A 13,113-nucleotide genomic window follows, 5' to 3' on the forward strand; every position below is an offset into this window, starting at 1 on the left:
AACGCGGCATGCGAAACCCAGAAGAACTGATCCGCGAGAGCCTTGCGCCGAACGATTTCGTCGCTGTGAGCTGGAACCTGCACAAGGGCCGCACCCCGCTCGGTTTTCAGGCCTGGCAGGCGATGCAGCGCTGGGTTCAATCGACTCACGCGGACGCCTACTTCCTGCAGGAAGCAATGGCGCGGCGCATGCCGTCGCCGGTGTTGGCGAGCAGTTTCGGCGCGCCGATGGACGATCCACTGACCGACGTCTGGCACTGTCAGGCGACCGAAATCGCGCGCGCGCTCGAACTCGAAGTCGCACTCGGCCCGAACGTGTTCAAGCCGTCGTGGCGGCACGGCAATGCAATTCTGTCGCCGCATCCGCTCGATCTCGGCGGCCGCTGGGACATTTCCGCGCACCGCTTCGAAAAGCGCGGCCTGCTGGTCGCGCGTGCGACGTTCGGCGGGCGGCTCGTCACGCTGCTGTGCGCGCATCTCGCGCTGACGCGTCCGGCGCGCTTGCGGCAGATGAACTGGATCGCGCACTGGATCGCGAAGGAAGCCCCAGACGGTCCGCTCGTGCTGGCCGGCGACTTCAACGATTGGCGCAACGACTCGGTGCCGCTCTTTCGCGAGCACGGCTTGCAGGAAGTCGCGACGCTGCTCGGCGAACCGGCGCGCACGTTCCCGGCGTTCTCGCCGGCGCTGTCGCTCGACAAGATGTTCGTGCGCGGCATGCAGCCGGTCGAATGGATCCAGCCGACGCAGGAGACCGCGTGGCTGTCGGATCATTTGCCGTATATGGCGAAGTTGCGCTTGGAGTAAACGTTTTCGCTCGTTGCGCCTCCGCCAACGGAAAGCGCGTGCTCCCTTCACTCGCGATTCGGTGTCCAGCTCAACGCCGCTTCTATCTCTTCCCCCGGCTGCAACACGCAGCCGCCGACGTGCTCTTGTGTACCAATCGCGTTGAAGCAGTCGGTCGTGTTCGTGACCGGCTCCACGCATAGCTGCGGATCGTTGGCCGGCGCGAACACGACCAGGTGATCGAACGGCGCGTCGGCGCGCATCGTCAGCTTGCGGCGCTCGTCGGGCCACGCGATCGTCGCCGCGCGCGACCAGTTCGAAAAGTTGTTATCCAGATCGAACGCGTCGGGTGACATGCCCGCGCGCAACGCGTCGACGGCAGGATGCGGGCCAAGATACGTCGGCAGCACATCGTTGTCCGCGTGCCACATCGCCTGCACGTCGGCATGGATGCGCGTCGCCGCGGTGCGCGGATAGTACGGGTGATGGCCCATGCCGAACGGCATCGGCCGATCGGCGAGATTTCGTGCGGACATCGTGATGTGCAGCGCGCCGCCGCGCAACTCGATACGCTGCCGCGCGCGATAACGAAACGGCCAGTCGCCGGTCACGCTCGCATCGGGCTCGTGCTCGAAGTGCAAGTCCACCGCGCTTTCACTGCGCGCTCCGACGCGCCACGGACGACGCCACGCGTTGCCATGCAGCGCGTGGGCGAAATGCGGGTCGTTTCCGGCGAGATCGATCGTCGCGCCGTCGAACGCGAAGCGTGCATCGCGAATCCGGTTGCAGTACGGGAACAGCGGGAAGCTCGCCATGCGCAGCGGATCGCGCGCTTCGAACGCTTCCGGCAGCGCCGGCCGCAGCCAGTGCAACGGGCCTTCCGGCGTGACCTCATAGAACGCCGCGAGCGCGCCGCCAATGTTCGGCGCGAGCACCGCGCGCAATGCGCCGGCCGACAACGTGACGAGGCGCGCGGCGATCGCGGGATCGTCGAGCCATGACAGCTGCGGCGCCGCTCGGGTCACGGCATATGCCTCGCGCGACCGCGCAGGATTCAGGAAAACGTCGCGCATGGTTAGACGGGGCGAAACCGCGAGCGGAAAGCGGCAGCAGAAACGGGCATTCATATCTCCTTTGACGTGCCGCACACCCCGCGGCCGGCGGACTACGGCAGTCCGCCCCGAGCGAGAATCGCACGACACCGCATTGTCGGTCAATATTATTAGTAATAAATTCGTTCAAAAAGAGCCGGTAACGGAGCGTAAGCTCGATTCCCAAATGGCGGGTTTAGCGCGCGTTGCCGCGCGCATATTATTAGTGGTACCGTCAGCAGCATGATGCCGCTGGCATTCCCCTGCTTCAGCGCCGCCCCAGCGCGACCCGCACAATGAAAAAATCGACTCAACGCCGTCCCACCATGACCGACATCGCCAAGCTCACCGGCGTGTCGCAATCCACCGTCTCGCTCGTGCTCAACAACGCGGCCGGCGCGAAGTTCTCCGAGGCCACCCGCAACAAAGTGCTGACGGCCGCACACGACCTCGGCTACCGGCTGTCGCTGCGCGAGCCGCTCACCGCATCGAGCGACGAGCGCAATCTGATCGTCTATCTGGCCGATGAAATCTCCACGAGCCCGCACCCGGTCGTCAACATCGACGGCGCGCGCGACGCAGCGTACGCGAGCGGCAAGATGCTCGCCGTCTACTCGACGCACGGCAACGCCGACATCGAAAAACAGGTACTCGACACAGTCATCACCAATCCGCACGTATTCGGCGTGATCTACGCGACCGTCTACACGCGCAAGGTCGCGCCGCCGGCCGCGCTGTCGCAGGTGCCGACCGTGCTGCTGAACTGCTACACCGGCGACAGCACGTTTTCGTCGGTGGTGCCGGCCGAGGTCGCGGGCGGCCATCTGGCGACCGAGTACTTGCTGCAGGCTGGCCACCGGCGCATCGGCTACATCAACGGCGAGCCATGGCAGGACGCCGCGAAAGACCGGCTGAAGGGCTACCGCACCGCGCTCGCGACCGCCGATCTGCCGTTCGCGGCCGAACTGGTGCGCGACGGCGACTGGAGTTCGGGCCTCGGCTTCGAGCTGACGCTGTCGCTGATGCGCGAAGCCAATCCGCCCACCGCGATCTTCTGCGCGAACGACCTGACCGCGATCGGCGCGATCGAGGCGCTCAAGCAGCTCGGTCTGCGCGTGCCCGAGGACGTGTCGGTGCTCGGCTACGACGACCAGGAAATCGCCCGCCACACACATCCGCCGCTGTCGACGGTGGTGCTGCCCAACTACGAACTCGGCCGCTGGGCCGTCGAGACGTTGCTGCAGGAAGAGCACAACCGCGCGGCCGGCGCACCGGTGCGCCATCGCACGGTGAAGCTCGACGGACCACTGGTCGAACGCGCCTCGGTCAGGGTAATTACCGAGGCAAAACCGGCGACGATTAATATTATTAGTGATTGACCGATAATAATTCCGAGTGAAATAATCGGCATGTCGGGTCGGGAAGAACGCGCACCGGTGGGTTATAGCCAACTGCATCCTCGCCGTCGAAACAGCGCCGGGCTCCCGGCTGGATAGAGACAATCCCGAGCAGCACAAAAAGCAAATACACCGTCACCGGTTACTGGAGGAAGACATGGCGTCGCTCATTACGCAGTCGCGCATGCACGCGCGCAAGCAGCAGATTCGTCCGCTCGCAGCTTCGCTGCTGGCTCTGGCAATCGGTGTCGGCGCGGCGGCCGCGCATGCCGACGACGCATTGCCGAAGCTGGCGACCAAGACCCCGTTGAAGGTCGGCTTCGCGCAGACCGAAAGCAACAACCCGTGGCGTCTCGCGGAAACCAGGAGCTTCAAGGACATCGCCGCGAAATGCGGCTGGCAGATCGTGATGACCGACGCCAACGGCTCCAACTCCAAACAGGTCTCCGACATTCAAAGCATGATCGCCCAGCACGTCGATCTGCTGGTATTCCCGCCGCGCGAAGAAAAGCCGCTCGCGCCGGTCGTGCTGCAGGCGAAGAAGGCCGGCATTCCGGTGATCCTCGTCGACCGCAACGTCGACCAGTCGGTCGCGAAGGCGGGCCGCGACTACATCACGTTCATCGGCTCGGACTTCATCGATCAGGGTCACCGCGCCGCCGACTGGCTCGTCAAGGCAACGGGCGGCAAGGCGAAGATCATCGAGCTCGAAGGCACGACGGGTGCGTCGGCCGCAAACGATCGCAAGAAGGGCTTCGACGAAGTGATCGCGAAGAACCCCGGCATGACGATCATCGCGTCGCAAAGCGGCGACTTCGCGCGCGACACCGGCCGCAAGGTGATGGAAACGCTGCTGCAGGCGCATCCTGACGTGACCGCCGTGTACGCGCACAACGATGAAATGGCGCTCGGCGCGATCGCCGCGATCAAGGCGGCCGGCAAGCAGCCGGGCAAGGACATCCAGATCGTCACGATCGACGGGACCAAGGGCGGCATGGACGCGATCGCGGCTGGCGAGCTCGGCGCGAGCGTGCAGTCGAGCCCGTTCTTCGGCCCGCTCGCCTGCGACGTCGCGCAGCGCTATGCGAAGGGTGAAAAGATCCCGACCTGGGTCAAGGTGTCCGACCGCTTCTACGACAAGGAAAACGTGCAGCAGAACATGCAGTACGGCTATTGATCGCAAGCATCGTGAAGTGCCCCGGGGCGGCATATTCCCGGGGCTCCCTTCGGCGTTGTAGCAGGAAGTCACCCGCCTTCTACCAATGTCTCCTCGTCGGGCGGGTGGCGGGAAGGCTTCGAAGCGACGCGCCCGTGACCGACGGACCGTCGCTTCGCTTTTATACGGGCGTAACATGGGCCGCACGCGCTGGGGCGGCCCGACCGCGTCGCCAGCAACAGCGCATCCGGCAATATCGGCAGCATCCGCATCAGGAGAACTCCCGTGACGGAATCTGGCAAAGAGACGCCACACTCCCCCCTTACCAGTTCGCCGCTGCTCGAGATGCAGGACATCGGCATCAGCTTCGGCGGCGTGCCCGCGTTGCGCGGTGCGAATCTGAGCGTGGCAGCCGGCGAAGTGCACGCACTGATCGGCCAGAATGGCGCCGGCAAATCGACGATGATCAAGATCCTGACCGGCGCCTATCGGCGCGGCTCGGGCAGCGTGCGCTTCGAAGGCCGCGAGGTCGATTTCCGCACGCCGAAGCAGGCGCGCGAAGCGGGCATCAGCACGATCTACCAGGAGATTAACCTGGTACCGTTCCGCTCGGTCGCGGAAAACATCTTTCTGGGCCGCGAGCCGCGCCGCTTCGGTCTGATCGACTGGCGCACGGTGCAGCAGCGCGCGGCGGCGCTGCTCGATTCGTTCGGTTTGCAGATCGACGTGAAGAAGCCGGTCGGCCGTTACTCGACCGCGATCCAGCAGATGGTGGCGCTGGCGCGCGCGGTGTCGTCGGACGCGAAGATGGTGATCATGGACGAGTCGACGTCGTCGCTCGACGAGCGCGAGGTCGAGCTGCTGTTCACCGTCGTGCGCAAGCTGCGCGACGACGGCCGCGCGGTGATCTTCGTGTCGCACCGGCTCGACGAGCTTTACGCGCTGTGCGATCGCGTGACCGTGATGCGCGATGGCCAGACGGTCGCGCAAAGCACGATGGCCGAGATGGACAAGCTGCAGCTCGTCACGACGATGCTCGGCCGCTCGCTCGCCGCGGTCGTGCAGGACGACACGGCAGCGCGCGAAGCGAATCTCGCAAAGCGCGGCAAGCAGGTGATCGGCACGACACAGCTTGGCGCGCCGCCGAAGGTCAACGGCGTGTCGCTCGACGTGCACGCCGGCGAGGCGGTGGGTCTGGCCGGCCTGCTCGGCTCGGGCCGCACCGAAACGATGCGGCTGATGTTCGGCGCCGATCCGCTGGCGCAAGGCTCGCTCGCGATCGGCGGCGAGACGGTCGCGCTGAAATCTCCGCAGGACGCGATCGCTCGCGGCCTCGCGTACCTGACCGAAGACCGCAAGGGCGAAGGCATCGTCCCCGAACTGTCGGTGCGCGACAACCTGACGCTCGTCTGCCTGCGCACGCTTGCGAAAAACGGCATCGTCGATGTGAAGAAGCAGCAGGTGATCGTCGATCGCTTCATCGCTTCGCTCGGCATCAAGCTGCGCTCGGCCGATCAGCCGATCCGCGAGCTGTCGGGCGGCAATCAGCAGAAAGTGCTGCTCGCGCGCTGGCTCGCGGCCGAACCAGCGCTGCTGCTGCTCGACGAGCCGACGCGCGGCATCGACGTCGGCGCGAAAGCCGACGTCGCGAAGATCGTGCGCGAGCTGCGCGACGCGGGGCTCGCGGTGCTGCTGTCCGCGTCCGAGCTCGAAGAGCTGACCGCGGTCGCCGATCGCGCGGTCGTGATCCGCGACGGCCGCACGGTCGCCGAACTGAACGGAGCCGATATGAGCGAGACCGCGATCATGGATGCGATCGCCTACGGCAGCGAGGGCCAATCTGCGCTCGCGCAAGCCGCGCGAGCGGCACACATCGAAGACGCGCTGGAGGGCGACCGTCATGGCGCTTAAGCTGCATTCCAATCCGCTGCGCGGCGAGGCGCCGGGCGCCGATACAACCATGATGCAATCGACCGACACGCCGCCCGCTCGGTCCGCGAGCACCGTGCAGAAGTGGCGCCATCTCGCGATGCAGCGCGAAGTGATCGTGCTGCTCGCGATGGTGCTGTTCAACCTGATCTTCACGCCGCATTTCTGGTCGCTGCAGACCTTCAACGTGAACATGACGCAGGTCGTGACCATCGTGATCGTCGGCATCGGCATGACGCTGGTCGTGGCGACGGGCGGCATCGATCTGTCGGTGGGCGCGTCGATGGCGATTGCAGGCGCGCTCGCGCCGATGCTGTTCCTCAACATCGCGGGACCGCTCGGCATCGCGCTCGCGTTCGTGCTGCCGGTGTTGGCGGCCGCCCTGTGCGGCGTGTTCAACGGCCTGCTCGTCACGCGATTATCGGTGCAGCCGATCGTCGCGACGCTCGTGCTGTTCATCGCCGGACGTGGCATCGCGCAGGTCGTCACCGACGGCAGCCTACAGGCGTTCAACACGCCAGCCTTTCAGTGGATCGCGCTCGGCAAGGTCGCGGGCGTGCCATTCCAGGTGCTGCTGATGCTCGCGCTGGTCGGCGTATTCGTGTGGGTCGTGCGCAAGACGCTGTTCGGCCAGTATCTGCTGATCACCGGCGGCAACGAGAAAGCCGCGTATCTGAGCGGCGTGCCGACCGCTGCCGTCAAGATGGTCGCGTACACGCTGTGCGCGGCGCTCGCGGGCCTCGCGGGGCTGATCTCGATCTCGGTGAATTCCTCGTCGGACGCGAACGTCGTGGGGCTCGGCGTCGAACTCGATGCGATCGCGGCGGTCGCGGTCGGCGGCACCGCGCTGACGGGCGGCAAAGCGTATATAGGCGGCACGCTGATCGGCGCGCTGATCATCCAGTTGCTGCGCTATACGCTGCTCGCGCACGGCATTCCCGATGCGGCCGCGCTCGTCGTGAAGGCCGGCATCATCGTCGCGGCGGTTTACGTGCAGCGGCGCTCGCGCTGACAACCTCTCCGGATTCGATGCGATGAAAAAGAATCTTCCCATCCTGCTTGCGCTCGCGGCGCTCGTCGTCTTTGGCCTCGTGCGCTATGACCACTTCGGCTCGGCGTACAACATCACATCGTTCTGGCGCTACAACTCGATGTTCGCGCTGATCTCGATCGGCATGGCCTTCGTGATCATCACGGGCGGCATCGATCTGTCGGTCGGCACGGTCGCGGCGCTCGCCAGCGTGGTCGCCGCGCTGACGAGCGTCTACGGGGGCTGGGTCGCGGTGCTGGCGGGCTGCGCGGCCGGGCTCGCGGTCGGCGTGGTGAACGGCATCATCATCACGCGGCTCAAGATCCTGCCGTTCATCGTCACGCTCGCGACGAGCCTCGGCGCGCACGGCGTCGCGCTGTTGCTGGGCAAGAACGACGCGGTCTCGATCGCGGCCGATTCGAACTTCGGCAACTTCGGTCAGGGCGACCTGTTCGGACTGCCGATCCCGGGACTCGTCGCGCTGGTCGCCGCGGTGGCCGGCTGGCTCGCGCTGCGCAGCACGCGCTTCGGGCGGCACTCGCTCGCGATCGGCGGCAGCGAGGAGGCCGCGCGGCTGATGGGGCTTAACGTGGACCGCACCCTGGTGATGGCCTATGCGGTCAGCGGGCTGCTCGCCGGCATGGCGGGCGTGATCCTCGCCGCGCAGTTCGGCGCGGGGCAGCCGAACGAAGGCGTCGGCTGGGAGCTGTTCGCGATCTCGGCGGTCGTGCTCGGTGGCACGCTGCTGACCGGCGGCGAAGGTTCCGTCGCGATGACGATCGCCGGCGTGCTGCTGCTCGGGCTCGTGTTCAACCTGCTGAACTTCGAGAACGGACTCGGCTTCATCAGTCTGTCCGCGTACTGGCAATCGGTGATTCGCGGCGTGTTCCTGCTACTCGTGATCGTGCTGCAGGCGCGGGTGCTGAAACAGCGAGGAAAAAAGCGGGCGGCGGCGGCCTGAGCAAGCGGCACCCGCGAGTTGGCGTCAACAATACCATCGGACAGATTTTCCTTATTTGACTGAGGCTTGCCGCTACAATCGCCGCCCCCGACCCATGTCTGTGTACCGATAGACTCGCCGTGAAACCGTGTGACCGTGACGTGTCCCCGACGCGTCAGGACGTCCCCGATCGTCGTCCTCGGTTTCCTTATTGATTGTTCGTGCGCAACGTCCAGACCGTCGCGGTATTGGTGGCGTCGTCCACCGCCGTGAACTGCAGGTGGCGCTTGCTATCGAGGCCGAAGGCGAGGCCGAACGCCGAGCCCGGCGCAGGATCGACCTGCAATTGGGCGACGAACTGTCCGTCGACGGTGAACTCGACGATTTCGCTGGGCTGATTCGGGTCGGGGTTGACCGCGTCGCCGTTTGCGGTGACGAGATGCCCGTTGGGTGCGAGTGCCAGCGCAAGCGGACCGTGCAGGTGCTTGTTGTCCTGGTAAATCATCCGGCCGACGCCGCCATCGTGATTCGCGCCCGCGGCGCCGTAGATGGCGAACACCGCGTTGTCACCGGTCGAGGCGACGTAGAGCACGTCACGTGATGGGTCGTACGCCAGTCCGGTCGGGCCGACCACCAGCGCCGCCGGATCGGTGCGGTGCAGATAGCCTGACGCGATGATGGTCGAGCTAGGCAGCATCTGAACGCCGTTCTCCCCGATCGCAAGATCGATCCGCGCGACCTTTCCATTCAGCACGTCCGAGACGAAGACCCGGACAAATTGCCCCCCGTCGATCACGGTGAGATCCCAGGGGCCGTCCAGCAGCTTCTTATCTTTCAGTTCCGTGACGAGCCCGCCCTGCGGATTGATGACGAGCAGCGAGCCCGGAGGGACGACGTTCTTGCCATCCGTAGTCGGCACATTGCCCACCAGCACGAAGCCACTTCTGAGCACCGCGAGCGCCGTCGTGAGACCGAGATTGCTTCCCTGGAAGAAGGTCACCGGATTGCTATTGGGCACGAGCTTGACGATCGTCGTACCGGTTCCCTGCAGGTTCGACTTCGCATTGAAATTCGACACCACCACATCGCCGGGTTTGAGCATGCTCCAGGACGGCACGCCGAACGGCACGAACGCCATGCCATACGGATTCACATCGCCGTTGGCCGGAACGGTCGACGAGGTCACGGACTGCGGCGGCAAAATCACCTCCTGCGCCTCGGCCCCGACCGCCCCCAACGATAAAACCAGCAGACCGGCCTGACACACCGCACGACGTAAGCGGCGCGATGCGCGTGCCCGTATCACCAATCCGGTGAAGTCCGTATATGAACCGAATGCAGACATCGCACGAGAAGTTTCCATTTGACACCTCCTACTCGCAGGGGCGGTCGCGGCCGCCAGGACGAGTCGCGCAGCCACCGCACTGCCTGGCTTCGCGCGAGTCGCGTCCTGCGTAAACGAGGTGACGTCAGGCGTATTCCCCAAAAAATCGCGCCGTGCAACCGATAGTCGAACCCGAGGCGATCCCGATGGCGTAGGGACGGTTCCGCCCCATTTGCCAGCCTTATCAGCATGGTCAATGCTGCAGCGCACGCCGCGTTTCGGTATCATCTTGAAATTGTTGCCCACGCGGCGCGTCGCTTTCACGCCCGCCGGACAGCCAATGGCAGCCGCCCTGCGCGGTGTTCGCCGAACCGCCGTACCCCGCTGAAGCACGGCCGCTCTCACGCCAACGTACTTCGCGGCGCCAGCAAGCCGGCGCCGCCGCTTCCCGGTTTGGCAACCCGCTTTACCACGCTCGCCCGCCGCGCCGCGGCCCCGCCCCGGCGGGCACGGTAAAATGCTGGATTGCGCGGGAGTCCCGACCACGGATCAGCGCAGCATCGCCCTTGCCGTGCCGGCCGGCTCAGACGACTGGCCGCCTTTGTTTTCGCACTATCCAAGAAGCCATGAGCAACCTGAATTCACAAACCGTCCTGAGCGTCCATCACTGGACCGATACGCTTTTCAGCTTCACCTGCACGCGCGATCCGTCGTTCCGCTTCGAAAACGGCCAGTTCACGATGGTCGGCCTGCAGGTCGATGGCAAGCCGCTGCTGCGCGCCTACAGCCTCGCGAGTGCGAACTACGAAGAACATCTCGAATTCCTCAGCATCAAGGTGCAGGACGGTCCGCTCACCTCGCGTCTGCAGCATCTGAAGGTCGGCGACGAAGTGCTGATCGGCAAGAAGCCGGTCGGCACGCTGGTGGCCGATAACCTGCTGCCGGGCAAGACGCTGTGGCTGCTGTCCACCGGCACGGGCCTCGCGCCGTTCATGTCGATCATCAAAGATCCGGACATTTACGATCGCTACGAGCGCGTGGTGCTCACGCACACCTGCCGTTTCGTCGACGAACTCGCGTACAAGGAATACATCACCGAGCACCTGCCGGCGCATGAACACCTCGGCGAGCTCGTGCAGGAAAAGCTGCTGTACTACCCGACCGTCACGCGCGAAGCGTTCCAGAACCGCGGCCGCATCACCGAGCTGATCGAAACCGAAAAGCTGTTCGCCGACCTCGGCGTGCCGGGTTTCTCGCTCGAAAACGACCGCGTCATGCTGTGCGGCAGCCCGCACATGCTGCGCGACACGCGCAAGCTGCTCGAAGACGCCGGTTTCAAGGAAGGCAGCAACAACGAGCCGGGTCATTACGTGGTCGAAAAGGCCTTCGTCGGCTGAGCCGGTATTCCCTCTCGCGGCCCGCGCACCGCGAATTCCAAAAAGGAGCCTTCGGGCTCCTTTTTTGTTGCTCCGTTACAAATTGGAGCCTGTTACATCACCTTCGCTGCCAGAATTGCTCTGACACGGCGAGCATATGACGAACATCAAGTAATTTCTGAGAACCATGCGCTAACCCTTGGTGCAACTGCTTTTTTAATCTTTTTGGGATATCATCGCGCCGCGAGATCAGACGAATTCATGCACTGAACATCGTCAACCCGAGTTGTTACTGAATGTAAATTTCGTTACGTTGGGCCATCGTGTTTCGTCCGACGCGAAACCTCGTGATTCGCAGGCGTTGATTCCGTCTGCGCGCGCCGGCTTCGCTGTCCACTTCGCGTCCTGAGAGGGAAATTCATGGATACGTCGACTGCCGTCCCGTTCAACGCTGCCCTGGCCTCGGCCGCGCAGCGTGATGGCTTCGACATGCCGTCGCACGCCGCGCGCGAGATCGAGCGGCTGCGCGCGCGGGTGCGCGAGCTGTCGGCCGAACTGGTCGACGCGCAGGAAAGCGTACGCCGCCACGTCGCGCGCGAGTTGCACGACGGCGTCGGCGCCGAGCTGACCGCGACGCGCTTCGCGCTCGCCAGCATCGAAACCTGGCTGCCCGCCGACGCGCCGCCGCAATGCGCGGCCGCGCTCGCGGTCGCGAACCGTTCGCTCGACGCCGTGCACGCGTCGAACCGCGAGGCCATCGCGCAACTGCACGCGCCGTCGTTCGAGACTGGCCTCGCCGGCGCGCTGAAGTGCTGGGTGCGCGACTTCTCCTCTCGCACCGGCTTGCGCACCACCGTCACCTGCGCCGACGACGCGCGTCTCGCGCGCCTGCCCGCCGATGCCGCACTCGCCGTGTTCCGCGTCGCGCAGGAAGCGCTGAACAACGTCGCGAAGCACGCACGCGCGAGCTGCGCCGACGTGCGTATCGAAACGGGTGCGCGTCATCTGAGGCTCCTCGTCAGCGACGACGGCATCGGCCTGCCGCGCGGCGCGCGCGAACGCGGTGGCCAGAAAGAACCAGCCGGCCATTTCGGCCTCGCCGGCATGCAGGCGCGCTGCGCCGCATTCGACGGCACGTTGCGGGTCGGCGCGAGGCGCGCAAGCGTCAGTTGCGGCGAGGATAGCGGCACTGGCAGCAACGGCGCCGTCGCCCCGCGCGGCACCTTGATCCAGGCCCGCTTCGCGTGGCACGCGGTGCTGGCTACCACCCCCGCCCCGCGCGCCGCCCGGCGCGCGCTGCAATCGTGAGCCCGCGACCATGAGCCTGCGCATCCTGATCGTCGAAGATCACGCGGTGGTCCGCCAGGGCGTTCGCCAGCTGCTGCTCGATCGCGGCGTCGCGCGCGAGGTCGCCGAGGCGCAAAGCGGCTCGGAAGCGCTCGACTCGGTCGTTCATCACAGCTTCGACGTCGTGCTGCTCGACATCTCGCTGCCCGACATGAATGGCGTCGAGGTGCTCAAGCGCCTGAAGCGCAAGGCGCCACGCGTCGCGGTGCTGATGTTCTCGATGTACCGCGAGGACCAGTACGCGGTGCGCGCGCTCAAGGCCGGCGCGTCCGGCTATCTGTCGAAGACGGTCGATGCCGCGCAGATGATCGGCGCGATCCAGCAAGTCGCCGCGGGCCGCAAGTACGTGAGCCCCGAGATGGCCGAGGCGCTCGCCGACTACGTGTCGTTCGACGGCGAGCAGTTGCCGCACGAAAAGCTGTCCGATCGCGAGTACCAGACGCTGTGCATGCTCGCGTCGGGCAAACGGCTCACCGATATCGCGGCCACACTGTCGCTGTCGGTGAAGACGGTCAGCGTGTACCGCACGCGGCTGCTCGACAAGATGAAGCTGCGCAACAACGCCGAGCTCACGTTCTATGTGATGAGCAACCGCCTCGTCGATCTGAATCCAGCGATGGCCGGCTAGGCCAGATGACGCCATACCCATGACTGCGGCGTTGTGCCGCAGTCGGCCCGAGCCGATCGTGGCGTCCGCGCAAACGAAGAGATTCCGTCCCCATCGATCGCCTATTCAGT

Annotated in this window: 11 protein-coding genes; 9 read left to right on the forward strand and 2 right to left on the reverse strand. The window is 65.3% G+C overall.

The features are described from left to right. Positions 1 to 8 precede the first annotated feature (8 nt). Positions 9 to 806, forward strand: a complete 798-nt coding sequence (locus AB3X94_RS06620) for an endonuclease/exonuclease/phosphatase family protein (RefSeq protein ID WP_176109779.1) — start codon at positions 9 to 11, stop codon at positions 804 to 806. A 47-nt stretch (positions 807 to 853) separates the two neighbouring features. Here AB3X94_RS06620 and AB3X94_RS06625 read toward each other — a convergent pair whose 3' ends face one another. Beyond that, entirely contained in the window at positions 854 to 1,810 is a 957-nt protein-coding gene (locus AB3X94_RS06625) for an aldose 1-epimerase (protein WP_368611099.1), read from the reverse strand. Between the two features lie 392 nt (positions 1,811 to 2,202). Between AB3X94_RS06625 and AB3X94_RS06630 the strand changes: the two genes are divergently transcribed. The 5 genes from AB3X94_RS06630 (at position 2,203) to AB3X94_RS06650 (ending at position 8,349) form a co-directional block, all read left to right on the forward strand. Beyond that, positions 2,203 to 3,255: a LacI family DNA-binding transcriptional regulator gene (locus AB3X94_RS06630; protein ID WP_368611100.1), complete on the forward strand. Its 1,053-nt coding sequence runs from the start codon at positions 2,203 to 2,205 to the stop codon at positions 3,253 to 3,255. Positions 3,256 to 3,430: 175 nt separating this feature from the next. After that, positions 3,431 to 4,450 carry an ABC transporter substrate-binding protein gene (locus AB3X94_RS06635; RefSeq protein WP_176109781.1) on the forward strand — a complete coding sequence of 340 codons (1,020 nt, stop codon included), beginning with the start codon at positions 3,431 to 3,433 and terminating at the stop codon, positions 4,448 to 4,450. Between the two features lie 324 nt (positions 4,451 to 4,774). After that, positions 4,775 to 6,340 carry a sugar ABC transporter ATP-binding protein gene (locus AB3X94_RS06640; RefSeq protein WP_368611269.1) on the forward strand — a complete coding sequence of 522 codons (1,566 nt, stop codon included), beginning with the start codon at positions 4,775 to 4,777 and terminating at the stop codon, positions 6,338 to 6,340. A gap of 49 nt (positions 6,341 to 6,389) precedes the next feature. Next, positions 6,390 to 7,370 (forward strand): ABC transporter permease, encoded by a 981-nt coding sequence (locus AB3X94_RS06645; protein ID WP_176110660.1) that lies wholly within the window; start codon positions 6,390 to 6,392, stop codon positions 7,368 to 7,370. Positions 7,371 to 7,392: 22 nt separating this feature from the next. Further along, positions 7,393 to 8,349 carry an ABC transporter permease gene (locus AB3X94_RS06650; protein ID WP_368611101.1) on the forward strand — a complete coding sequence of 319 codons (957 nt, stop codon included), beginning with the start codon at positions 7,393 to 7,395 and terminating at the stop codon, positions 8,347 to 8,349. A 187-nt stretch (positions 8,350 to 8,536) separates the two neighbouring features. On the opposite strand, the gene AB3X94_RS06655 is transcribed toward AB3X94_RS06650, so the two are convergent. Then, positions 8,537 to 9,673: a hypothetical protein gene (locus tag AB3X94_RS06655; RefSeq protein WP_368611102.1), complete on the reverse strand. Its 1,137-nt coding sequence runs from the start codon at positions 9,671 to 9,673 to the stop codon at positions 8,537 to 8,539. 605 nt (positions 9,674 to 10,278) lie between these two features. Between AB3X94_RS06655 and AB3X94_RS06660 the strand changes: the two genes are divergently transcribed. From AB3X94_RS06660 to rqpR, 3 genes are all read left to right on the forward strand, one after another. Further along, a complete protein-coding gene (locus AB3X94_RS06660) occupies positions 10,279 to 11,049 on the forward strand; it encodes a ferredoxin--NADP reductase (protein WP_018436901.1) in 771 nt (256 codons plus the stop codon). Positions 11,050 to 11,448: 399 nt separating this feature from the next. Then, on the forward strand, positions 11,449 to 12,336 hold the full coding sequence (locus tag AB3X94_RS06665; protein ID WP_368611103.1) for a sensor histidine kinase: 888 nt from the start codon (positions 11,449 to 11,451) through the stop codon (positions 12,334 to 12,336). Between the two features lie 10 nt (positions 12,337 to 12,346). Continuing rightward, on the forward strand, positions 12,347 to 13,003 hold the full coding sequence (rqpR, locus tag AB3X94_RS06670; protein WP_176109785.1) for a response regulator transcription factor RqpR: 657 nt from the start codon (positions 12,347 to 12,349) through the stop codon (positions 13,001 to 13,003). The last annotated feature ends 110 nt before the right edge of the window (positions 13,004 to 13,113 follow it).

Source organism: Paraburkholderia sp. BR10923 (assembly GCF_040948765.1).
In the GTDB taxonomy this organism is placed as follows: domain Bacteria; phylum Pseudomonadota; class Gammaproteobacteria; order Burkholderiales; family Burkholderiaceae; genus Paraburkholderia; species Paraburkholderia youngii.

Coding starts and splice junctions, on each gene's coding strand:
- AB3X94_RS06620 (WP_176109779.1), top strand. CDS start 9: ATGCGAAACCCAGAAGAACTGATCCGCGAGAGCCTTGCGCCGAACGAT.
- AB3X94_RS06630 (WP_368611100.1), top strand. CDS start 2,203: ATGACCGACATCGCCAAGCTCACCGGCGTGTCGCAATCCACCGTCTCG.
- AB3X94_RS06635 (WP_176109781.1), top strand. CDS start 3,431: ATGGCGTCGCTCATTACGCAGTCGCGCATGCACGCGCGCAAGCAGCAG.
- AB3X94_RS06640 (WP_368611269.1), top strand. CDS start 4,775: ATGCAGGACATCGGCATCAGCTTCGGCGGCGTGCCCGCGTTGCGCGGT.
- AB3X94_RS06645 (WP_176110660.1), top strand. CDS start 6,390: ATGATGCAATCGACCGACACGCCGCCCGCTCGGTCCGCGAGCACCGTG.
- AB3X94_RS06650 (WP_368611101.1), top strand. CDS start 7,393: ATGAAAAAGAATCTTCCCATCCTGCTTGCGCTCGCGGCGCTCGTCGTC.
- AB3X94_RS06655 (WP_368611102.1), bottom strand. CDS start 9,673: ATGTCTGCATTCGGTTCATATACGGACTTCACCGGATTGGTGATACGG.
- AB3X94_RS06660 (WP_018436901.1), top strand. CDS start 10,279: ATGAGCAACCTGAATTCACAAACCGTCCTGAGCGTCCATCACTGGACC.
- AB3X94_RS06665 (WP_368611103.1), top strand. CDS start 11,449: ATGGATACGTCGACTGCCGTCCCGTTCAACGCTGCCCTGGCCTCGGCC.
- rqpR (WP_176109785.1), top strand. CDS start 12,347: ATGAGCCTGCGCATCCTGATCGTCGAAGATCACGCGGTGGTCCGCCAG.